The following is a 22,879-nucleotide window of genomic DNA, read 5'->3' as shown; positions in this document are numbered from 1 at the left end:
TCAATCTTCCCGCGTTCCCAGAAGGCCCTTGGGGCGGAAGATCAGCATCAGTACCAACAGCAGATAAGGCAGGATCGGCGCCACCTGCGAGATCGTGAGCTTGAGCAGCGGGTAGCCAAAGGTCTGGTCGGTCACGGCCATGCCCAGCGAGCGCAGGCCACCGGCCAGGGACCAGTCCAGCGCCACGGCAAAGGTCTGCAGCAGCCCGATCAGCAGCGACGCCAGAAAGGCGCCCGCCAACGAGCCCATGCCGCCGACCACCACCACCACGAAGATGATGGAGCCGACCGATGCCGCCATGGCGGGCTCGGTGATGTAGGTATTGCCGCCAATGACGCCGGCCAACCCGGCCAGGGCGGCGCCGCCGCCAAACACCAGCATGAAGACGCGCGGCACGTTGTGGCCCAGCGCCTCGACCATGTCCGGGTGCTTGAGTGCCGCCTGTATCACCAGTCCGACACGGGTACGGGTCAGCAGCAGCCAGACCGACAGCAGCATGAGCAGCGCCACCAGCATGATGAAAGAGCGCGACTTGGGGAACTGCGTGCCGTACAGCGTGAACAACGGGCCTTGCAACTGCGCCGGCAGACCGTAGGGCACGGTGGAGCGGCCCCAGACCAGTTGCACCACCTCCAGGATCAGGTAGGACAGGCCAAAGGTCACCAGCAGCTCGGGCACATGGCCAAACTTGTGCACGCGGCGCAGGCAATAGCGCTCGAATGCAGCGCCTAGCGCACCAACGACCAGCGGCGCCAGGAACAGCGCCGGCCAGAAGCCAACCACCTTGGAGATCGTGTAAGCAAAGTAGGCACCCAGCATGTAGAAGCTGGTGTGCGCAAAATTGAGCACGCCCATCATGCTGAAGATGAGTGTGAGACCCGAGCTGAGCATGAACAGCAACAGGCCATAGCTCACGCCATTGAGCAGGGAGATGACCAGAAATTCAGCATTCATCGCATGGCGTCGTCAAATGAGGTTAAAAAAATGGCCCGATCGGCATCAGTCCGTCGGGCCTGAAGCGAAAAGCTAATGCAATGCCATCAAGAGCCCGGGCGCTTCATCTGGCAAGAGGTGGGCGTGCTGGCGACATAGGCGTCGTAGTACTTGACCGGCGCCAGCGTGTAGCCGGTGTTCTCCGGGCTGTACGGGTACTTGGCGCTGGCCTTTTCCCACTTGGCAATGTAGAGGCCTTGCTGCAGTTGGTGGTCTGCCTTGCGCAGTTCGACGTCGCCATTGAAGCTCTTGAACTTCATGCCCTCCAGCGCGGCGGCCACCTTGACCGGGTCGGTCGACTTGGCCTTGACGAAGCCATCGACCAGCGCCTGGAACACGGTGTAGATGTTCGTGGTGTACATGTCGTCGTTGAACTTGGCCTTGAAGCGGTCGGCCAGCTTCTGGATATCGCCGCCCATGTTGTAGTGCGCATAGCCCACCTGATAGACCTTGCCGTCAGAGGCCGCGCCCATGGCGGTGGGTGTGCCGGTGGTCGCGGCGTAGTAGGTGTAGAACTTGACGTTCAGGCCGGAGTCGTTGGCGGCCTTGATCAGCAGCGCCAGGTCAGAGCCCCAGTTGCCGGTGATGACCGAGTCGGCGCCCGACTGCTTGATCTTGGCGATATAGGGTGAGAAGTCGCGCACCTGGGCCAGCGGGTGCAGGTCGTCGCCAACGATCTCGATGTCCGGGCGTTTGGACTTCAGGTCAGCCTTGGCAAACTTCGACACCTGCTGGCCATGCGCGTAGTTCTGGCCAATGATGTAGACCTTCTTGATGTCGGGCTGGTCCTTCATGTAGGTGGTCAGCGCCTCCATCTTCATCGAGGTGTCGGCATCGAAGCGGAACTGCCAGTAGCTGCACTTGCTGTTGGTCAGGTCGGGGTCGACCGCGGCGTAGTTGAGGTAGAGCGCCTCTTTGCCGGGGTTGCGTGCGTTGTTCTTCTCCAGCGCATCGATGATGGCCAGCGCCGGCCCCGAGCCATTGCCCTGCGCGATGTAGCGCGCGCCCTGGTCCATGGCCGAGCGCAGCGCGCTGCTGGTCTCTTGCGGGCTCAGCTTGTTGTCGATGCCGATGATCTCGAACTTCACCCCGGCAGCATTCTTCTTGCTGAATTCCTCGGCCAGGAACTGGTAGGTCTTCAGCTGGTTGGTGCCCACCGCGGCCATCAGGCCCGACAGCGGATCAAGCCAGGCAATCTTCACCGTCTCCCCGCTTTGCGCGGATGCGCTGGCCGCCATGGCCAGCAAGGTGGACGCCGCTATCGTCTGCAAGGTGAATCGCATGCTTGTCTCCTGAGGGTTGTCTCGGTGCGGCCAGCTTACAAAGCTTGCCTGCGCCCCTGCACAGGGAATGCCCGTAGCGCTGCGGCAGCTCTGTAACCTGAGTGACTGAATTGCCTCCAGCGCTCAGCCCGTCGTCGGCAAACGGTAGTCCTTCAACTGCTCGCGCAGCCGCGCCTTGAGCATCTTGCCGGTGGCGCCGAGCGGGATGGTTTCGACAAACACCACGTCGTCCGGCACCTGCCATTTGGCGGCCTTGCCGTCGTAGAACTTGAGCAGCTCATCGCGCTCCAGCACCGCGCCCGGGCGGCGCACCACGGCCACCACCGGGCGCTCGTCCCACTTGGGGTGCGGCATGCCGATGCAGGCGGCCATGGCGACCGATGGATGGGCCATGGCGATGTTCTCGATGTCGATGGAGCTGATCCACTCGCCGCCGGACTTGATCACGTCCTTGCTGCGGTCGGTGATCTGCATGAAGCCGTCGGCGTCGATGGTGGCGACGTCACCGGTGGGGAACCAGCCGCGGCCTTGCGCATCAGGCACCAGCGGGCTGGCTTCGCCGCCGTAGTAGGCATCAACGGTCCACGGGCCGCGCACATAGAGGTCGCCATAGGTCTTGCCGTCCCAGGGCAGCTCGGCGCCGTCGTCGCCGACGATCTTCATGTCCACACCAAAGATGGCGCGGCCCTGCTTCATGCGGATCTTCATCTGCTGCTCGGCCGGCAGCGACAGGTGCTTGTTCTTCAATGTGCAAAGCGTGCCCAGCGGCGACATCTCGGTCATGCCCCAGGCATGCAGCACCTCTACGCCGTAGTCGTCCTGGAAGGACGTGATCATGGCTGGCGGGCAGGCCGAGCCGCCGATCACCGTGCGCTTGAGCGTGGAGAAGCGCAGGCCCTGCGGCTTCATGTGGCCCAGCAGCATTTGCCAGACGGTGGGCACGCCGGCGGCGAAGGTCACGCGCTCGGCCTCGATCAGCTCATAGACCGACTTGCCGTCCAGCGCCGCACCGGGGAACACCAGCTTGCAGCCGGTGACCAAGGCCGAGTACGGAATGCCCCAGGCATTGACGTGGAACATGGGCACCACAGGCAGCACCGAGTCGCGCGCCGACAGCGCCATCACGTCGGGCAGCGCCGCCCCATACGCGTGCAACACGCTGGAGCGGTGGCTGTAGAGCACCGCCTTGGGATTGCCGGTGGTGCCGCTGGTGTAGCACATGCTGGACGCGGTGTTTTCGTCCAACAGCGGCCAGTCGTACTGGTCTGGCTGGGCGCCGATCCAGGCCTCGTAGCTCACCAGGCCCGGGATGCCGCTGTCGGCCGGCAGCTTGTCGGCGTCGCACAGGGCCACCCATTGCTTCACCGTGGGGCACTTGGCATGCACGGCCTGCACGATGGGCAGAAAGCACACGTCAAAGCACAGCACCTGGTCTTCGGCGTGGCCGGCGATCCAGGCGATCTGCTCTGGGTGCAGGCGCGGGTTGATGGTGTGCAGCACGCGGCCGGAGCCGCTCACGCCGTAGTACAGCTCCAGGTGACGGTAGCCGTTGACGGCCAAGGTGGCCACGCGCTCGGCCGGTGCCAGGCCCAGGCCGTTGAGCGCATTGGCCACGCGGCGCGCGCGCCCGGCCAGGTCGCGGTAGGTGTAGCGGTGCAGGTCGCCTTCCACGCGGCGCGAGACGATCTCGCTGTCGCCGTGGTGCCGTTCGGCAAATTCGAGCAAGGAGGAAATCAGCAGCGGTTGGCTTTGCATGAGGCCCAGCATGGGTCGGTCCTTTGGTCTGAGGCGATGAACAGGGAGGTTATGGTTCCTGTGCAAGTATTGCGCAGCGCAACATGGCGCCGTTTACGGGATTGCCCTCGGATGCCCCTGCCGGCGCAGCCCCTTGTGCAGGTGCGGGACAATGGCCAGATGAGCTTGGCAACCGCCCCCGTCCCTTTCGCATCCACACCGCAGTCCTCTGATGGCGTCGATTTAGGCCTGCACTGGCAGCAAGGTTTTGCGCGGCTTGGGGCCGCCTTCTTCACCGCGCTGCGTCCCACGCCAGTGCCGGTGCCCCATCTGCTGAGCGTGAGCGCGCCGGTGGCGCAGTCGCTTGGGCTTGACCCATCGGCGCTGGACAAGCCAGAGGTGCTGGATGTGTTTGCCGGCAACCGCCTGCCCGCCGGCACCCAGCCCTATGCCAGCGTCTACAGCGGCCACCAGTTTGGCGTCTGGGCCGGGCAGTTGGGCGATGGCCGGGCGATTGCGCTGGGCGAGGTCGCCACCGGCACCAACGGCCAGGGCCTGGAAGTGCAGTTGAAGGGCGCGGGCCCCACGCCCTATTCCCGCATGGGCGATGGCCGCGCGGTGCTGCGCTCCAGCGTGCGCGAATTTCTCTGCAGCGAGGCCATGCACGGCCTGGGCATTCCGACCACGCGCGCGCTGTGCCTGGTCGGCACCGATGCCGCAGTGCGGCGCGAAGAGCTAGAGACCGGCGCCATCGTCGCCCGCGTGGCCGAGAGCTTTGTGCGCTTTGGCCACTTCGAGCACTTTGCCGCGCGCGGCCAGCTCGACGAACTGCGCCAACTGGCCGACTACGTGCTCGACCGCTACTACCCCGAATGCCGCAACACCGAGCGCTTTGGCGGCAATGCCTACGCCGCGATGCTGGAGCAGGTGGGCCTGCGCACCGCCGCCACCGTGGCGCAATGGCAGGCCGTGGGCTTTTGCCATGGCGTGATGAACACCGACAACATGAGCATCCTCGGGCTCACCATCGACTACGGGCCGTTCCAGTTCCTGGATGGCTTTGATCCGCGCCACATCTGCAACCACAGCGACAACCAGGGCCGCTATGCCTTCGACCAGCAGCCCAACGTTGCCTACTGGAACCTGTTCTGCCTGGGCCAGGCGCTGCTGCCGCTGATCGGCAGCGAAGAAGTCACGCTGGCCGCGCTGGAGCCCTACCGCAGCCGCTTCCCACAAGAGTACCTGGCCCGCATGCGCGCCAAATTGGGCCTGGCCGACGCGCAAGACGGCGATGCCGCCCTGCTCGACCGGCTGCTGCGCCTGCTGGCCAGCGGCAAGGTGGACTGGACCATCTTCTGGCGACGACTGTCGCACTACGTTACGGCTGGCGCCCTGGAGCCGGTGCGCGACCTGTTTGCCGACCGCGATGCCTTCGATCAATGGTTGCTACTGTATTCAGAGCGCCTACCCCAGGTACAGCATGGGCTAGCGGGCGATTTTATGCTAAAAACCAATCCCAAATTTGTGCTGCGCAACCATTTGGGCGAGCTGGCCATCCAGCGCGCGAAACTTCGGGACTTTGGCGGAGTCCATACCCTGTTGAATCTGCTGGCGGCCCCATATGACGAACATCCCGGCTTTGACGACTACGCCGGCTTCCCGCCCGATTGGGCTTCCCACATAGAAATCAGCTGCTCCTCATGACCGACGACACCTCCACCCCGCGCAAGACCGACGCCGAATGGAAGGCGCTGCTCGCGCAAAAAGGCGCCGAGCCCGGCGCCTTCGAGGTCACGCGCCATGCAGCCACCGAGCGCGCCTTCACCGGCAAGTACAACGCCGTGTGGGCCGATGGCAGCTACCACTGCATCTGCTGCGGCAACACGCTGTTCGATGCCAACACCAAGTTTGACGCGGGCTGCGGCTGGCCCAGCTTTTCTGAGGCCGTGCCGGGCGCGATCCGCGAGATCGTCGACCGCAGCCACGGCATGGTGCGCACCGAAACCGTCTGCGCACGCTGCGACGCCCACCTGGGCCACGTCTTCCCCGATGGCCCGGCACCCACCGGCCTGCGCTACTGCATGAACTCCGCGTCGCTGGACTTCAGCCCCGAAGCCTCTTAAGCGGCAAGCGACAATCGCGCCTTCGCCCGTCCCCTGGCTTCTCCAGGACCCTTCAAGGACCACTCCGCGCCGCATGAAACTGCTGATCGACTTCTTTCCCATCATCCTGTTCTTCGCCGCCTTCAAGCTGTACGGGATCTACGCGGCCACGGGCATCGCCATCGCGGCCACCATCGTGCAGATCGGCTACCTGCGCTGGCGCCATGGCCGCATCGAGCCCATGCAATGGGTCAGCCTGGGCGTCATCGTGCTGTTTGGCGGCGCCACCCTGATCGCGCACAACGACACCTTCATCAAGTGGAAGCCCACGGTGCTGTACTGGGTGATGGGCGCGGCGCTCATGGCCGGCCAGCTGTTCTTCCGCAAGAACCTGCTCAAGTCGGTGATGGGCTCGCAGATGCAGCTGCCCGAGCACGCCTGGCGCGTGGCCAACTGGAGCTGGGTGGGGTTCTTCACCCTGATGGGCGGCCTGAACCTGTGGGTGGCCTACCACTTCGACACCGACACCTGGGTCAACTTCAAGCTGTTTGGCGGCATGGGCCTGATGGTGGTGTTTGTGATCGCGCAGGCGCTGTACCTGAGCCGCTACATGACCCATGAAGAGCCCAAAGAGGTCAAGCCCGAATGAGTACGCCCACGCTTGGTTCACTGTCTCTGACCGCCGATGGCCTGCGTGCCCGGCTGGTCGAAGCGCTGTCGCCCACGCAGCTTGAAGTGCTCGATGAAAGCGCCGCGCATGCCGGCCATGCGGGTGCCAACGGCAGCGGTTTTGGCACGCATTTCCGGGTCCGCATTGCTGCCCCCGGATTCGCCGGAAAGCCGCGCGTGGCGCAGCATCGGCTTGTGTATGATGCCCTGCGTGATTTCATTGACCAGGGCGTACATGCGCTGGCAATCGAAATACTTTGAAACCGTTGCAATACGCCAACCCTTCCTCTTTCCCCAGGCCCTACGGCCGTCCCTTCGCCGCAGCGCCTTCGGTAGTGCAGCGTTTCTCCCCCCTCCCCTTCGAAACCCCCAGGACTCTCAAGGAAACAACCATGCAGAAAACCCGTGCGTCCGGCTTTGCAGCCGTAGCCCTCATGACCGCGCTGGCGCTGCCGGCCTTCGCCCAGAACATCGCCGTGGTCAACGGCAAGGCCGTGCCCAAGTCGCGCGCCGACGTCCTGACCCAGCAGGTGGAGAAGTCGGGCCGCCCGATCACCCCCGAGATCCAGCAGCAGATCAAGGACGAAGTCATCGCCCGTGAAGTCTTCATCCAGGAAGCCCAGAAGACCGGCCTGGAAAGCAGCGACGACTTCAAGAACCAGCTGGAGCTGGCACGCCAGACCATCCTGATCCGCGCACTGTTCGACGACTACATCAAGAAGAACCCGGTCACCGACGCTGAAGCCAAGGCCGAGTACGACAAGGTCGTCGCAGCCAACGGTGGCAAGGAATACAAGGCGCACCACATCCTGGTCGAGAAGGAAAGCGACGCCAAGGACATCATCGCCCGCCTGAAGAAGGGTGCGAAGTTCGACGACATCGCCAAGAAGCAGTCCAAGGACACCGGCTCCGGTGCCAACGGCGGCGCCCTGGACTGGGCCAGCCCAAGCAGCTACGTGCCGGAATTCACCGCCGCGCTGATCAAGCTCAAGAAGGGCGAGACCACCACCGACCCGGTCAAGAGCCAGTTCGGCTGGCACGTCATCCGCCTGGACGATGTGCGCGACGCCAAGCTGCCGTCCTTCGAAGAAGTCAAGCCGCAACTGCAGCAGCAACTGCAACAGCAGAAGCTGGCCAAGTACCAGGAAGACCTGCGCGCCAAGGCCAAGATCGAGTAAGCGCTCCCGCGCCCTTGATGAACGGCCCTTCGGGGCCGTTTTTCATTTCACCATGACTCCAGCACCGAACTTCGCTGGACTACGCCGAGGCCCGATACAGCAGGTTTATCAATAACTTAGGCGAGTCCAACATATGCCGGTGCTTTCCGAAACCTGACCCGGCTTCCCCTCTGCTGGCCCCCACATGGCTCTTGGGAATCGGGTCTTCCCGAGGAGTCATCATGGCAAAACTCAAGCTCACCAAGTCCGCAGTCGATGCTGCACAACCCCAGGCGCAGGCCATCGAACTCCGGGACACGTTGGTGCCCGGCTTCCTGTGCAAGATTACACCAGCGGGCCGCAAGGTCTTCATGCTCCAGTACCGCACGAACGCTGGCGAGCGGCGCAAGCCCGCCCTGGGCTTGTACGGAGAACTGACCGTTGAGCAGGCCCGCTCGCTGGCCCAGGAGTGGCTGGCCGAGGTGCGTCGGGGCGGCGACCCCAGCGCGGCTAAGGCCGCCGCCCGTGCCGCGCCCACGGTCAAGGAGTTGTGCACCAAGTTCATGGAGGACTACTCCAAGCAGCGCAACAAGCCCAGCACCCAGCGCGGATATCAGGCCGTCATCGACCGTTGCATCGTTCCGATGCTGGGCCGTTTGAAGGTCCAGGACGTGAAGCGGCCGGACGTAGCCACGGCGATGAAGAAGATGGCGCACAAGCCGGCCGAGGCCAACCGCGCTTTCAGCGTGATGCGCAAGATGTTCAATCTGGCCGAGGTGTGGGGCCACCGGCCGGACGGCACCAACCCCTGCCGCCACGTCCCGATGTATCCCAACGGGAAAGCCACCCACCTCATCAGCGACGAAGACATGGGCAAGCTCTTTCGGCGACTGGAGCACATCGAGGCTGAGGGCCTGGAGAGCTACGTCATCCCGTTGGCGATCCGCCTGCAATTCGAGTTCGCCGGCCGCCGTTCCGAAATCGTGACGCTCCAATGGGATTGGGTGGACCTGGACAACCGCCGTGTGGTCTGGCCGGACAGCAAGACGGGCGGTATGTCCAAACCCATGAGCGAGGAAGCCTACCGGCTGCTCTCGACGACGCCGCGGCAGGAAGGCATTCCTTACGTGCTGCCGTCCCCGAACCATCCCGGCAAGCACCTAACCACAGGCGAGTATTACGGCGGCTGGAGCCGCGCGCTCAAGGCGGCGGGCGCGGCCCACGTGGGCACGCACGGCATCCGCCATCGTTCGGCCACCGACATCGCCAATTCGGGCATTCCGGTCAAGGTCGGCATGGCGCTGACCGCGCACAAGACCGTGGCGATGTTCATGCGCTACGTCCACACCGAAGACGATCCGGTGCGCAAGGCGGCCGAGCTAGTGGCGAACCGCCGCAAGACGATCACAGGCGCATCGCGCCCCGCGGAGGCAACGGCATGAACGAGAAGACGCTTGCGGCGGCGGGACAAACTCGCCCTGCCTTGCCGGCCGAGTATGCCGGCATCCACAGCGGTATCGTCGAGCTGCTCGATGCCGCCCGCCACGCGGCGGCCCGCAGCGTCAATGCGCTGATGACAGCGAGCTACTGGGAGATTGGTCGCCGCATCGTCGAAGCCGAGCAACGGGGCAAGCGGCGCGCGGGCTACGGCGAACAGTTGATGGAGCGACTGTCCGCCGACCTGACCGCGCAGTTCGGCCGCGGGTTCGGCGTGAATAACCTGGAGAGCATGCGGCGCTTCTTCGTCGCGTACCCCCGTTCCGCAATTTCCCAGACGGTGTCTGGGAAATTGGGCCTCGCTGAACTGGCGCAGATGTTCACGCTGCCGTGGTCGGCCTACGTCCGGCTGCTGACGGTCAAGGACGACCACGCTCGCCAGTTCTACGAAGTCGAAGCCCTGCGCGGCGGATGGAGCGTGCGCCAGCTTGACCGGCAGATCAACAGCCAGTTCTACGAGCGCACGGCGCTGTCCAAGAACAAGGCGGCGATGCTGGTCAAGGGCGCCTTACCGAATCCCGAGGATGCTGTCACCCCCGACGACGCGATCAAAGACCCGTATGTGCTGGAGTTCCTCGACCTCAAGGACGAGTATTCGGAGTCCGACCTTGAACAAGCCCTGATCCGGCGGCTGGAGGACTTCCTGCTCGAACTGGGCGATGGGTTCGCCTTCGTCGGGCGGCAACGTCGGTTGCGCATCGACCAGACTTGGTATCGGGTCGATCTGCTGTTCTTCCATCGTCGGCTGCGCTGCCTGGTCATCATCGACTTGAAGCTCGGTGCGCTGACCCATGCCGACGTGGGCCAGATGCACCTGTATTGCAACTATGCCAAGGAGCATTGGACGTTTGCGGACGAGAACCCGCCTGTGGGCCTGATCCTCTGTGCCGACAAGGGACACGCCTTGGCGCGGTATGCGCTGGAAGGCTTGCCCAGCAAGGTCATGGCGGCGAACTACAAGATGGTGCTGCCGGATGCCGAGTTGCTGCAAAAGGAGCTTGAGAACACTCGGCTCATGCTGGAGTCTCGTGGTGAGATCAGCATGAAGGCTCTCCAACGATGAGCGACCGGGGCCGGAGCGCCGCGCTCACCCGCCGGCGCATGATTCCAGCCCTGTCCCCAAGTGCATGTAATCTTTGCCAATACACGGAAGGATGAGATAGACCGCGCTATGACGGCTTCTGCCCAAATTGACACCACCAGCTTGCTGACCATATTGGGCGTTATTGCCGCGGTCTGGGCACTGATCTCTCCCACTAGCAGGCTTCGCCTCCGCTTTTGCATGGCCTGGTGGGATTGGGTCATCTGTGCCATCGTCTTTCTCCTCGTCCACTACCTGGTATTTGCTTCCGCCCTGGAAAGGCTCGGCCTGTACTACAGCCTGGGGCCGTGGAAATGGGGGCTCGATAGTTCGAGCGCGGTTTACCTGCTCCTTCTCTCCCTCGTCGTCTACTTCTTCTGGCGAACGAGATCTCCCATGCTGGTCCGGGGAAGAATCCGCGTCTTTCGCGAATTGATTGAGAACCTGCATCTCACCAAACGCTATGACGAACTGGTGCTGCTGGTCGAACCGCAGTTGCCGAAGCTGATTCTCCTGACCAAGCAGCAGTCGCTGATTGCTGGCTGGGTCGATCGTCTCGACCCACCCAACATCGACATGGCTGCACTCTTGCGCGGGGAAGTACCTCGCGCAAGGCCGGCTTGGCGGCAGCGCTGGAGTACCGCGTTGCAATCTTTGAAGTCCTGGATCTTGACGCGTGACGACGCCAGCACGCAGGCCCGCGAAGTCCTCTTGAATCTGGTCACATCTCCTGAGCTTACCGTCCATCTGGCCGTGGCCCACCCACACTTCTGCCTCAAGCTCCTTGAAGCTGACGAGGCGATACGCTCTGACTTCATTGAAAACTACATGGATGCGTTGCTTGATGCGCCAGGCAGCCGCCTTTATGTGGAGCTGAAGAACAATCAGAATCTGAATGGCGGGAGTCGCCTGTTCCTGCCGAAGAACAATCGACTGCTCCATTTCTTTTTCTCCGAAGCCGCTGCGGCGATAAAGAATGGCCTCGAGAGGGCCATTGGCGAAGCGGTGTGCCGACATCTGGACGAAGACCGCAAGCTGGTCGAGAAGCTCAACGAATCACTAGGCTCCTACTACGACGGGGGAAGATTTCGCTGCCCGATCAATGCTGGAATAACGCTCTTTGAGATCATGGTCCACGAGGGCATCCATCAGGGCCTGCAAGACCACATGTGGCTGCACTATTTCGGGCACTTCGCGGAAAAGATCCTCAAGCAGATGCCAATGCCGCCTGACGAAGACGCCTACCAAGAGTGGCCGACGCCATTTCACTATCTTCTCTATCGCTTGGTCAGCGTCGCCACCGATTGGGCTGAACAGTGTGCGCACATTGACGACGCAGAGATACCAAAGGCCACGCGCAGCGCCGATGGCTTTGACCGGCACTTCATTTCCAAAGAAGCTACCAAGGTGCTGGGTTCAATGTTGCAAGACATCATTCCAAGTGAAAAGATTTCTGCATCGTTCAAGACCTACCTGCTAGAAGTCGCCATTCGCAGTCACACCAAACTACATGGAGATCGCAGGCTGGCTGACGTCGCATCATCAATCATGACCAGCATGATCGAAGGCACAGATTTTCCGACAGAAACCTCCTATCGGGTCGAGCTTCGGAATGTGTTCGGCCGTATGGACCACAGGATGAGACATGAAGCAGCGCGATTCAAGGAAGCCTTGGACTGCGCGCTTGCGTGATGACAAAAACTGACGCAGCTCTACCGCACGCTCGCGCCGAAAGACAACCCGGCATTCAGCGGCTCATCGATCATGCTTGAAGCGATGGGCGGCGCCTGTCGATACAAGCATCTCTCACAACGAGATTTGCGAACTGAGTGATTTGGATTGAGCGATCAGCTTTAGCTAACGTAGTGTTGCCTTTTCACGACTCGCGGCGGTAAGCCGCTCTAGTCGAGCTGCCTTCTCGCAAAGCGCCGAGTCAGTCAACTCAGCCAACACACGCAAGCCAACCCGGACGACCTCGCTCTGATTCATCAGCATGCCATTGGCAGCGCATCGAAGTCGGAGCGCTTCAATTAGGTGGGCATCGGCTTCCTGCATCGAAAACGCTCGCCTAACCACCGGCTTGGCGTGGCCTGGCTTCTTGGCTTGACGCCCCTTGCTCGTCCCAGTGGACATGGTCGGCTCCTATCGGCGATCATGCGATAATACCGTGTGCGTCGTATGCGCGCGTGCAATACAACAAGAGAGCTCGGCGGCAGGCTGCGGCCGGCACAACCTGGAGTTGCCGATGGCTACATCTTCTCGCCGTGTTGCGCCGGCCGGTGGCGGCAAATTGAGCCGATCCGTCGGGGCGTCATCGGCCGCCAATACGCAGACGGCGAAGGCATCTCCGTACCAGCTTCGCATCTCGCGCCTTACCGTCGACAAACTGGGCGTCAAGCTCTATGACAAGGCTAGTGCAGTAGTCGCAGAGCTGATTTCCAATGGCTACGATGCGGATGCCGAAACTGTCACCGTCAGTCTCCCACTCAATCTCCAACTGGCATCACAAGCAGGAGGCAAGCTGAAAGACCTTGGCTTCGTTATTGAGGTCGAAGACGATGGCCACGGTATGACTCCCGAGGAAGCTATCGGCTTCTATTTGCGAGTCGGCGCCGACCGCCGCACCCGCAAGACCGAAGACGGCGCACGGTCGCGCAAAAAGAAGCGGCCCGTCATGGGACGCAAGGGCATCGGAAAGTTAGCGCCCTTCGGAATTTGCCGTCGTATCGAGGTATGGTCCGCAGGCGGACCCAAGGCGAAAAACGGCTATGCCATTACGCACTTCTTCATGGATTTCGACAAAATCGTCACGGATGATGACGAGGCGGTTCCGCTCAATGTCGGTAGTGAAGATCGCGGCTGGAGCAAGAAGTCCGGAACCCGCATTAGGTTGACCTCCTTTCTCGCCAAGCGCGTCCCAGAGCAAGAAACATTCTTGCGTCAGTTGGCAGTGCGATTTACTTTTGCGAAGCCAGATTTCAAGATTCTGATTGTCGATACAGCTATCGACGGCGCAAAGCCAGTTAAGGTCAATCCGCTGGACATACCGTTGCTGCCAGGCTCAAGGATCGATTTGGCCAGCCGTCCGGTCATTGCCGACGATGGTTCTACGTTGCCCGTTACAGGCTGGCTCGGCATGGCGAAGGAGGCGTACAAGAACGAAGAAATGATGGGTGTGCGCATCTACGCTCGCGGCAAGATCGTGGGTGTGACACGTGACTTTAATCAGCCTGCCGGCTTTACCGGCGAGTTCGCCATGCGGTCCTACTTGGTGGGCCAAGTCGAGGCGGAATGGCTTGATCTCGACAATGGCGACGATCTCGTCCGAACCGACCGCCAAGACATTCTTTGGTCCTCAGACTACGGCGAAGAGCTTCGACGCTGGGGGGCCGAGCTCATCAAGGAGATCGCTCGTACTTCGCGTGAACCGCGCCGAGTTCGTGTGCGCGATGAATTCCTGCGGAAGTCTGGCATCGAAGACAGGGCGCGCGAGCGGTTTGGCGATAAACAAGTGGCTCGTGTAGCCATTGATCTAGCCAAGAAATTTGGCGGCTTTGCGGCCGAGGATGAACTTGGTGATGACGTTTACGTTGAAGACCTTTCCCAGATCATCCTTTCGGTCGCGCCGCATCAGGCGCTCATGGAGGCCTTCCACGAGTTCACCAATCAGGTAACTAAAGGTGAAGCTTCGATGGACCAGATGCTGGACATCTTCAGTAAGGCGCAGATCGCGGAACTCGCCTCGTACGCTCAGATTGCCGCTCAACGCGTACGGGTGATCAAAGACCTGCAGCAGATCATTGACGAGTCAATGGATGAGAACCAGTTCCAAGCGCTTATCGCGCAGGCACCTTGGCTCATCGAACCGTCTTGGACGGTTATCACAAAAAACCAGAGCTTGAAGAACTTCAAGCATGCGTTCGAAAAATTCTGGAAGCGGACACATGGCACAGATGTTGTGCTTGCTATCGACAAGGAAGCCAAGCGCCCAGACTTCACGCTGGTGAGTATTGACGGCCTCCTACACATCGTAGAAATCAAGAAGGCTGGGCATGCTTTCGATGACACAGACTTCGATCGACTGATCAATTACGTTGATGCGTTCGACCAATTTTTCAAAGAGAACCAAGAAACCGTGGCAGAGTTTTACAGGGCATGGCGCATCGATCTAGTTGCAGATGGTGAGAAGCTGAAGAAGAGTTCCAACAGGCACGCCTTCGGCGGCTTCGTCGAGTCGAATCGCGTGAAGCGCATGTCGTGGCGAGACTTCTTGACTCGGGCCAAGAAGGTTCATGAGCAGTTCCTTGACGTACATGATCTGGGCGCTGAAAAACACCAAGGGAAGAAGGCATGAGTAAGCTGCGAGCAATAAGCCTTTTCTCCAACTGCGGTGCTGGTGATGTCGGCTATCGCGAGGCGGGCTTCCGTTTCGATGTGATGGCTGAACTCGACCCACGTCGACTCGACGTTTGCCTCCTAAACCATCCAGGCGCTGAAGGTGTGGCAGGCGACCTCCGCAAAACTTGGAAGACCGTGATTAAGAAGTATCGCGCACGAGCAGGCAAAGCCCGCCCGGCGCTGCTATGCGCCTGCCCACCGTGCCAGGGAATGAGTTCCGCGCGTTCTGGTAAGGGTAGCCACGACGATGCCGTAGCCGGATCGAAGGACGAGCGCAATTTGCTGGTGACGGTCGTCGCCAACGTGGCGCTGGAGTTGAAGCCATCACTGCTCGTCGTCGAAAACGTCCCAGCCTTCCTGACGCGGAAGGTGCATCACCCCAAGGACAAGAGGCCGGTTTCAGCAGCCAACTACCTGATCACGGCACTTGCCGACGACTACGTGGCATTCCCTTTGGTTACCGATTTGTGTGACTTTGGCATTCCCCAGTCTCGGAATCGCGCCTTCCTGACCTTCGTTCGCAAGGATTTGCCTGGCCTCAAGGAGTTGCTCCGAATCGGCCGTACACCATTTCCCCGGGCAACGCATGCACCCGACGTGGGGAACGCCCGCCCAATCACGCTTTCGGAGGCGCTCGAAAGCTTCGAACTGCCCGCCTTGGATGCAGCAAGCTCGGAGGCTGCATCTGCCAATGAATATGCGGGCTTCCACTCGGTTCCGGTATGGGACGAGCGCATTTACGCGATGGTCGCGGCGATCCCTCATGCAACCGGACGTAGTGCGTGGGACAACGATGTTTGTCATCATTGCGGTCCCGTCAAGGTTTTGCCGGAGACCGTCACGTGCCCTCAATGCAATGCTCCGCTCCTCCGGCCCATAGTCAAAGAAGACGATGGAAGTTATCGCTTAGTCAAAGGATTCAAGAGCAGTTATCGGCGTATGCACAGCGACAGGCCGGCTGCGACTGTGACCACTGCAAGCGGCCACATCGGCAGCGATTACACGATTCACCCGACTCAGAACCGACTGCTCAGCCCTCTCGAATGTTCTTTGCTGCAGACGTTTCCTAAGGACTTCAAATGGGGAGACGCGCTGAAGAAGTTGGGGCACACGAACGTGCGAGAAATGATCGGCGAAGCCGTTCCACCCGCCTTCACAAAATTGCATGGTGAAGTGCTCCATGGCATCCTGAAGCGACAGTGGGAGCGCGCGCCCATGACATTGAGCGATGAACGATGTCTGAAAGGCTGGACGAAGCTTGCTGCAGCAGCCAAGAAGGATGATCGGGAAGATCCTCGTAGCTATTTCGACCATGCTGCCAAACCGCTGATGCGGCGACCACCATCGAAAAAGCAGGTGGAGCTTTCTGCATCCGTGAAACTTGGGGAGTGATCGCGGTCAGCCCCTGAGATCTGGGAGGAACTCGCGCAAGCGCGTGGCTAGCCACGCTTGGTCTCGCATCTGACACTCCCAGACGACCAGCACGTCCCATCCAAGTTCGTAAAGTGCTGCAACGTTCTTCGCATCACGAATCCGGTTGCCGTCGATCTTGGCCTGCCACGTTTCGGCATTTTTGGTTGGGCGCTTTGCGCGTTTGCATTGCTCGTGCCCATGCCAGAAACAGCCGTGAACCAAAATGACCTTCCTGTGACGAGGTAGCACGATGTCCGGCGAACCGGGCAAGTCTTTGCGATGTAGACGAAATCGGTACCCCATCGCGTGCAACAAGCGACGAACCAGCATCTCCGGTGCGGTGTCATGCCGGCGCACGGCTTGCATACGGAGTCGCGTAGCTGCCGTTACGCCGACGTATGCGGGCTTTGTTTCATGCTCCATTGGCATGTTGCTTCCTCTGTCGCAGCTACCCGCATTTCGCACCCCACTAGACTTTGGGTGTCGGTGTTCCGGGAACCGGTTTTAACCTGTTGACGAGCTCACGGAGCAATGGCTCCCGCTCACTCATTTGCGTGAGGAACTCCTGCACTGCTTGGCCGCCCAGCTCGCAAACCTGCTGAATACGTGCATCGTCACCAACCGGATCAGTTCCAACCAATAGCGCCGTAAGAAGGTCCATGTGACCGCGCCTTGATCGGAGAAGAACGTCATCCCATTTCTCAAAGTCTATGGCTTGCGAGCGATAGCTGGAGAGATAAGGAGCATGGCCACCCGACACGAGCAGGCCTGAAACCTTCGCGCTTTGGAAGCGTGATGCAAGATACAGAACGTACGAATGGAGTTGCTGGTACTCCTCATTCTCTGCAATATCACCTGGACCTTTGAGTTCGACCACGAGTATTTCTCGGTCTTCAGCCGTGCCAAAGAAAACGAAGTCAGGCAAGGTTCTGTCGGCGGGAATAGGGGGGAATGGATTCCGCTTCGCGATCAACTCGGCTTCGTCTTTGACGATGTTGGCAAGCGATCTTCGATAAACGAAGCGCTCGTACTTCGAATGAAGTATCCAGGGGAAGTTTTCAATGAGTTGCTGAAGTTGAGTTTCCTGGCCTTTTAGTATGTGGCCATGAAGCTGTGTCAAAGCAAAAACGCGTAAAGAAAATGCCACTGCCAGCGACAGACTCTCTGGAACCAACTCATCGCTCAGCCTGTTGACTGACGACACGAATGCTGATGGTTCAAACGTCGTGACTTGAGTCCAAAGCTCTTTTATTAATTTCCGAGCTGGCTCATGCACCCATGCTTTCGCAGCGGCCTCAATGAGACGAACTTTGGCATCCCGGTCTTTTCCGAGGCGAGGCGTTACGTCGCTAATCAAATCGACTAGATGGCTCTTCTCGGAAGTCCGCAGCTTGATGCCGGGAGTGTTGTCAAGAAAACCCTCAACCAGCGTGACATCTTCAATTTTGGATATCTCTTTTCTTCGCTGCTCGTAAGAGTTGATCCACGAAACGACAGACTGGGCGCCCCAAGCGTGAAGAGATTCCAGATCGGAATCCTCCCAATTGACACTCGTGCGATCAGTGGAGATCGTATCTTGCTGCAACTCGTCAATCCAATCTGCTTCGACCACTGCATACATGTAGCGCGAGAAAATTTCCCGCCCTTTAACGCCAAAGAAAAAGGGGCGGTCTTGCGCAATTTTCCCATGCGCATAAACACCGACGCCCGCTTCCTCTTGCGACCAACTTGCTGCCTTGACGAAGCCGACCCAGAATTTTATAGACCTGTTACCTACGGGCGTCGTAACGATATGCTCCGACATGTCTTGATCGGGTATCCGAAGCTCCCATTCTGGGAAAACATCCGTTTCAGCCAATAGACCACCATTGACGTGGACGTTGAAGTCATGCCGTGCCAGGGTGACGGTAAATCGACGCCCTAATGATTCTCGAAGTTGTATCGTTGAAATCGGTTTCCTAAGCGTTAACGAAGTCGCGTAAATCAACGTGCCTGACTTTGATTGCCTAATTGCCAATTTAAAATTATCAAGAATTTTCTGTATGGCAGGTTCTTGGTCCGATGAGATGTCATCGAAAGAAATTTCGTCTGCTAAGACGGTAGGTGCATATATAGCCGTGGTTGAGGAATCCTGGCTTTCCGCGACCAGCATCGCCCCATAGTCGAATCGGAGCCACATCCCGATTCCGTCTCGAACGGTAATTACATGGACAATTCGCGCAATCCCAAATGGCGCAAGCTTGCCGATTCCCTTCCGTCCCATTGGATACCGAACACCGGGGCCGCTAGTCGCCGGCGTTGGTCTGGGCTTTGGCTGACCAACCACCAAGTAGTTGGTGACGAGATCATGCTTATTCATGCCGCGACCATCGTCGTACACGCTGATGGCTTCAGGCGTTCCGTGCTCGGACACGTCTAAATCAATAAAGACATTGGATGCCATGGCATCCCATGAATTTGATACCAGCTCTGCCAGAACGTTCGTTGGCTTATTTTGGTACAGCTTTAAGCCCAAATGCTCGATGACGTTGTGTGCGAATCGAAGAGTAAGGGGTTGCACGGAAGTCGGCTGATTCATGTAGTCCCTTAACCTTTTGTCTGTTTGATCCTGGTGTCGAATCCATCATGGCGATCCTGCATGTAACGTAGCCGGAAAAAGCTCGCCACCGCCCGAGATGAATTCTCATGAGGGTGGCTCACCGTTCCTACGCTTTGTCACATATTACAGAATCATAAGTCCGCTGAATGGTCGTCGGGCGGTGCCGAGTCTTCGAGCCACGGGTCGGGAGGCAGTTTCGGATGACGCTAGCCCTCGCCACGCCCCAGGCAAGTCGACCTCCAACACGGATTGTGGTCAGGCGATTCGTAGACAGGCGCAGCAGCGCCTCGTCCAAGCGTTCGAGCTCGCTTCGCACGATCCGGCTTCCGCCGAAACGATGATGATGAGGTGGGTGCTGGATGCAACAGCGATCGATACAAGGGTCAGTATGGCCAGACCATGAGATGCGCATGAATTCGTCGCAGACGTCTCCGTCCTTGTCGAATCTCGTGGCTGAGTAGGGACGTCCCCGGCCAAGGAAGCTGGCCGGTCGCGCTGTCGTGCGTAGCGCATCGAGCCGCCTACGGCGTCTCGCCCCTTCGGGCTTCCATCGTTCCCTCGCTCCGCTCGGCTGACGCCTCCGGCCCGGATTCCTCGATCCGGGCCTGCGCGCTTCGCTTGCGTGCGGTCGGCACAAAGGGACGGCCGTTGCCTGTCCAGCCGTCTCCCCTGACTTCATCACCTTACCCGCGACCGTAGCCCACTTCCGTGTGCCGTCAAGGCGCGCAGGGCCGTGTCCTCGGCTACGCCTGCGGGCCGCACCAACCCTGCGCTTGCCTCCTTGACGGCCCCCGTCCGCGCGCTCCTTTGGCCGCGGGCGATGAACTCAGGAAAGACGGCGGCAACGAGGCCAACCGGGTTCTTCGTGCCGACCGCACCGAACAGCCGAAAGGCTGGGCTTCCGAATCTAGGAATCCGGTGTGCGGTTTGAACAGCAAACCCTTTCGTCAGGAGAAATGCAATGCAACTCGCATCCCGATTCGCTTCTCGTTCCCCGTCGCTGCGCAGCGATTACCCGTTGTCCGACGATCAAATCCGCCGCGTGGCCCCGTCCATATTCGCGGACGCCCCGCATGAAAGCCGCTCCGAGCGGTACGCCTATATCCCCACCGCCGCCGTGCTGGCGGAACTGCGCAAGGAGGGGTTTGAACCCTTCATGGCAGCGCAGACCCGCGTGCGGCACGACGACCGCCGCGACTACACCAAACACATGCTGCGCCTGCGACACGCGAGCCAGATCAACGGCGCGGAAGCCAATGAAATCGTGCTGCTGAACTCCCATGACGGCACCAGCAGTTATCAGATGCTGGCCGGGATGTTCCGGTTTGTGTGCAGCAATGGCCTTGTCTGCGGCGACACGGTGGCGGACGTGCGCGTGCCCCACAAAGGCGACGTAGCCGGACACGTCATCGAAGGCGCTTACGAAGTGTTGAGCGGCTTCGACCGGGTGAAGGAATCCCGCGATGCCATGCGCGCCATCACCTTGAACGATGGCGAATCCGAAGTGTTCGCCCGTGCCGCACTGGCCCTCAAGTACGACGACCCCGACAAGCCCGCGCCTGTCACGGAATCGCAAATCCTGATGCCGCGCCGCCACGACGACCGCCGCCCGGACTTGTGGAGCGTGTTCAACCGCACGCAAGAAAACCTGACCCAAGGCGGCCTGCGCGGGCGCAGCGCCAACGGACGCCGCCAGCAGACCCGTCCGGTGCATGGCATCGACCAAAACATCCGACTGAATCGCGCGCTTTGGCTGCTGGCCGATGGTCTGCGCCAGTTGAAAGCCTGAATCCCCACGCGGCAGGGGCAGGCAGCAGCCCTTGCCGCTTCTCTCGCTGCTGCATCCCTCAACTGATTGGAGTTATCACCATGAACGCCGTTACCAAAGCCGAAGCCCATGCCATCGAAACCGCCGCGCCGCTGGAAGTGGCCGACCCGACCAAGAACCTGATTTTGGTTCCGCTCTCGCAGTTGCTGCCGCGCCGCTCCAAGCGCAACGCACGCAAGACACCGCGCCTGTCCATTCCCGAACTGGCCGCGAGCATCGCTCGCATCGGCCTGCTGCAGAATCTCGTCGTGATCCTTGCCGCCGATGGCGAGCAATACGAAGTGGTGGCCGGCGACCGCCGACTGACCGCATTGAAGCTGTTGGCGAAGAAGAAGCGCATCGCCGCCGACTTTGAGGTGCCTTGCCTGCTGGTGCCCGACGCTTCGGCCCGTACTGTCAGCCTCGCGGAAAACCTGCTGCGCGAGCAGATGCACCCTGCCGACCAGTTCGAGGCGTTCGCCGCGCTGGTCAAGGAAGGCCGTCCCATCGAAGACATTGCCGCCGACTTCGGTGTGTCCCCGCTGGTGGTACAGCGCCGCTTGAAGCTGGCCAACGTCTCGCCGCGCCTGCTGGCCGACTACCGGGCCGGAGCCGTCACGCTGGAACAGTTGATGGCCCTGACCATCACCGACGACCACGCCGCGCAGGAAGCCGTGTTCTACGGTGCGCCCGAATGGCAGCGTGGTGCGTCCGCGCTGCGCGAACGCCTGACCGAGCGCGAAATCGACGCCATGCATCCGCTGGTGCGCTTCGCCGGGCTGGACGCCTACACGGTGGCGGGCGGCGGCATCCGCCACGACCTGTTCGCGGAAGGTGATGCCGGAACCTACCTGACCGACGCCGCGCTGCTGGAAACGTTGGTGCGCGGCAAGCTGGATGCGCTGACCGGGGACGTGCGCGCCGAGGGTTGGGCGTGGGTCGAAGCCGTGCCGCACATGAGCTACGCCGAGCGGCAGGCGTTCCAGAATGCGCCACGCCAGCGCCGCGAACCGAATGCCCGCGAAGCCCGCCGCATCGCTACGCTGCAATCCCGCCTCGACAAGATCGACGCCCAACTGGAAGAAGTCTATGACACCGAAGACGAGGACAAGACTGAGGCGCTGGAAGCGCGCCGCGAACAGGTCGCCGGGGAACTGCAAGCCGTGGAGGAAGCCTTGCAGGGCTACGCCCCGGACGTGCGCGCTGTGGCCGGTGCCATCATCACCCTCGACCGCAGCGGCGAAGCCGTGATTCATCGCGGGCTGCTGCGCGAAGCCGAAGCCAAGGCGCTGCGCACGCTGGAACGCTTGCGGCAGGGTTTCGGCAGCGAGGAAAGCGAAGCCGGGAACGACGACGAAGGCGAGGACGCCGAGCAGCCCAAAGCCGCGAGCCTGTCCGACCGGCTGGCGCAGCGGTTGAGCGCGCACCGTACCGCCGCGCTGCAAATCGAAGTCGCCCGGCATCCGCAAGTCGCGCTGGCTGCCGTGGTGCATGGCATGGTGCAGAGCGTATTGCAGGAACACCGTTACGGCCACGACCTGCCGCTGGGCGTGAGCCTGAAAGTGCAAGACCGGCTGGAAGGCATGGCCCCGGACTGGCCCGAATCGCCCGCCGCCGTGGCGCTGCGCGAACTGCAACAGGTGGCGGGCGAAGCCTTGCCGCAGGACAGCGCCGAACTGCTCACGGTGCTGCTGGCGAAGCCGCAAGATGACCTGGTGCGGCTGCTGGCGGTATGCGTGGCTTCCACGGTGGACGTGGTGACGCTTCGCGCCACGCAGCGCCAGCCCGGCGCGGAACTGGCGCAGGCCGTGGGGCTGGACATGGCGGCATGGTGGAAGCCGACCGTAGAGGGCTATTTCCGGCATGTGCCGAAGGCCGCGATTCTGGAAGCCGTGGGCGCGTTCGCGCCGTCGCACGTCACCCGGCTGGCAAAGCTCAAGAAAGGCGACATTGCCAGCGAAGCCGAACGGCTGGCGGACGGCACCGGCTGGATGCCAACCGTGTTCAAGGCCGAAGGCGCGCAGGACGCCCCGCAGGTTGTGGCGGATGACGAGCCGGACGCCATCGACGCCGACGACGAGACGCAGCCTCACGCGCTGGCCGCGTGACCTTCGCCACCGCCATGCGCCCCGGTTTCGGCCGGGGC

17 protein-coding genes are annotated in these 22,879 nt (G+C 61.0%); 12 read left to right on the top strand and 5 right to left on the bottom strand.

Annotated elements, in window-relative coordinates; translation table 11 throughout:
* From AAFF27_13085 to AAFF27_13075, 3 genes are all read right to left on the bottom strand, one after another.
* Complete coding sequence (locus tag AAFF27_13085) at positions 1 to 954, bottom strand: branched-chain amino acid ABC transporter permease (protein XAH26063.1); 954 nt, start codon at positions 952 to 954, stop codon at positions 1 to 3.
* An 86-nt stretch (positions 955 to 1,040) separates the two neighbouring features.
* The gene (locus AAFF27_13080; protein ID XAH26062.1) at positions 1,041 to 2,276 is read right to left on the bottom strand and encodes a branched-chain amino acid ABC transporter substrate-binding protein; all 1,236 of its coding nucleotides are present in this window, start codon (positions 2,274 to 2,276) and stop codon (positions 1,041 to 1,043) included.
* Positions 2,277 to 2,399: 123 nt separating this feature from the next.
* Positions 2,400 to 4,043 (bottom strand): 3-(methylthio)propionyl-CoA ligase, encoded by a 1,644-nt coding sequence (locus AAFF27_13075; protein XAH26061.1) that lies wholly within the window; start codon positions 4,041 to 4,043, stop codon positions 2,400 to 2,402.
* Between the two features lie 147 nt (positions 4,044 to 4,190).
* Here AAFF27_13075 and AAFF27_13070 point away from each other — a divergent pair, with 147 nt between their 5' ends.
* The 10 genes from AAFF27_13070 to AAFF27_13025 all read left to right on the top strand — a co-directional run bounded on the left by AAFF27_13070 (position 4,191) and on the right by AAFF27_13025 (position 16,306).
* A complete protein-coding gene (locus AAFF27_13070) occupies positions 4,191 to 5,714 on the top strand; it encodes a YdiU family protein (GenBank protein ID XAH26060.1) in 1,524 nt (507 codons plus the stop codon).
* Complete coding sequence (gene msrB, locus AAFF27_13065; protein ID XAH26059.1) at positions 5,711 to 6,133, top strand: peptide-methionine (R)-S-oxide reductase MsrB; 423 nt, start codon at positions 5,711 to 5,713, stop codon at positions 6,131 to 6,133. Before AAFF27_13070 ends, msrB begins: the two co-directional genes overlap by 4 nt.
* Before the next feature lie 73 nt (positions 6,134 to 6,206).
* Positions 6,207 to 6,761 (top strand): septation protein A, encoded by a 555-nt coding sequence (locus AAFF27_13060; protein XAH26058.1) that lies wholly within the window; start codon positions 6,207 to 6,209, stop codon positions 6,759 to 6,761.
* Entirely contained in the window at positions 6,758 to 7,042 is a 285-nt protein-coding gene (locus AAFF27_13055) for a BolA family protein (protein XAH26057.1), read from the top strand. The genes AAFF27_13060 and AAFF27_13055 overlap by 4 nt, the downstream gene beginning before the upstream one ends.
* A gap of 131 nt (positions 7,043 to 7,173) precedes the next feature.
* A complete protein-coding gene (locus AAFF27_13050; GenBank protein XAH26056.1) occupies positions 7,174 to 7,959 on the top strand; it encodes a peptidylprolyl isomerase in 786 nt (261 codons plus the stop codon).
* Positions 7,960 to 8,180: 221 nt separating this feature from the next.
* On the top strand, positions 8,181 to 9,380 hold the full coding sequence (locus tag AAFF27_13045) for a tyrosine-type recombinase/integrase (protein ID XAH26055.1): 1,200 nt from the start codon (positions 8,181 to 8,183) through the stop codon (positions 9,378 to 9,380).
* Positions 9,377 to 10,498 (top strand): PDDEXK nuclease domain-containing protein, encoded by a 1,122-nt coding sequence (locus AAFF27_13040; protein ID XAH26054.1) that lies wholly within the window; start codon positions 9,377 to 9,379, stop codon positions 10,496 to 10,498. The genes AAFF27_13045 and AAFF27_13040 overlap by 4 nt, the downstream gene beginning before the upstream one ends.
* 108 nt (positions 10,499 to 10,606) lie before the next feature.
* Positions 10,607 to 12,208, top strand: a complete 1,602-nt coding sequence (locus tag AAFF27_13035) for a hypothetical protein (GenBank protein XAH26053.1) — start codon at positions 10,607 to 10,609, stop codon at positions 12,206 to 12,208.
* A gap of 553 nt (positions 12,209 to 12,761) precedes the next feature.
* Positions 12,762 to 14,870, top strand: coding sequence for an ATP-binding protein (locus tag AAFF27_13030; protein XAH26052.1), 2,109 nt, complete (start codon positions 12,762 to 12,764; stop codon positions 14,868 to 14,870).
* A complete protein-coding gene (locus AAFF27_13025) occupies positions 14,867 to 16,306 on the top strand; it encodes a DNA cytosine methyltransferase (protein XAH26051.1) in 1,440 nt (479 codons plus the stop codon). The genes AAFF27_13030 and AAFF27_13025 overlap by 4 nt, the downstream gene beginning before the upstream one ends.
* 6 nt (positions 16,307 to 16,312) lie before the next feature.
* On the opposite strand, the gene AAFF27_13020 is transcribed toward AAFF27_13025, so the two are convergent.
* Both AAFF27_13020 and AAFF27_13015 read right to left on the bottom strand, forming a co-directional pair.
* The gene (locus AAFF27_13020) at positions 16,313 to 16,693 is read right to left on the bottom strand and encodes a very short patch repair endonuclease (GenBank protein XAH26050.1); all 381 of its coding nucleotides are present in this window, start codon (positions 16,691 to 16,693) and stop codon (positions 16,313 to 16,315) included.
* Positions 16,694 to 16,796: 103 nt separating this feature from the next.
* Positions 16,797 to 18,905, bottom strand: coding sequence for an ATP-binding protein (locus AAFF27_13015; GenBank protein ID XAH26049.1), 2,109 nt, complete (start codon positions 18,903 to 18,905; stop codon positions 16,797 to 16,799).
* A 982-nt stretch (positions 18,906 to 19,887) separates the two neighbouring features.
* On the opposite strand from AAFF27_13015, the gene AAFF27_13010 reads away from it, so the two are divergent.
* Positions 19,888 to 20,715, top strand: a complete 828-nt coding sequence (locus AAFF27_13010) for a DUF932 domain-containing protein (protein XAH26048.1) — start codon at positions 19,888 to 19,890, stop codon at positions 20,713 to 20,715.
* An 80-nt stretch (positions 20,716 to 20,795) separates the two neighbouring features.
* Complete coding sequence (locus tag AAFF27_13005; protein ID XAH26047.1) at positions 20,796 to 22,841, top strand: ParB/RepB/Spo0J family partition protein; 2,046 nt, start codon at positions 20,796 to 20,798, stop codon at positions 22,839 to 22,841.
* Positions 22,842 to 22,879: the final 38 nt, after the last annotated feature.

Origin of the sequence: Xylophilus sp. GW821-FHT01B05 (assembly GCA_038961845.1) — a bacterium.
Taxonomy (GTDB): domain Bacteria; phylum Pseudomonadota; class Gammaproteobacteria; order Burkholderiales; family Burkholderiaceae_C; genus Xylophilus.
This window is presented reverse-complemented; position numbering and strand designations above follow the sequence as displayed.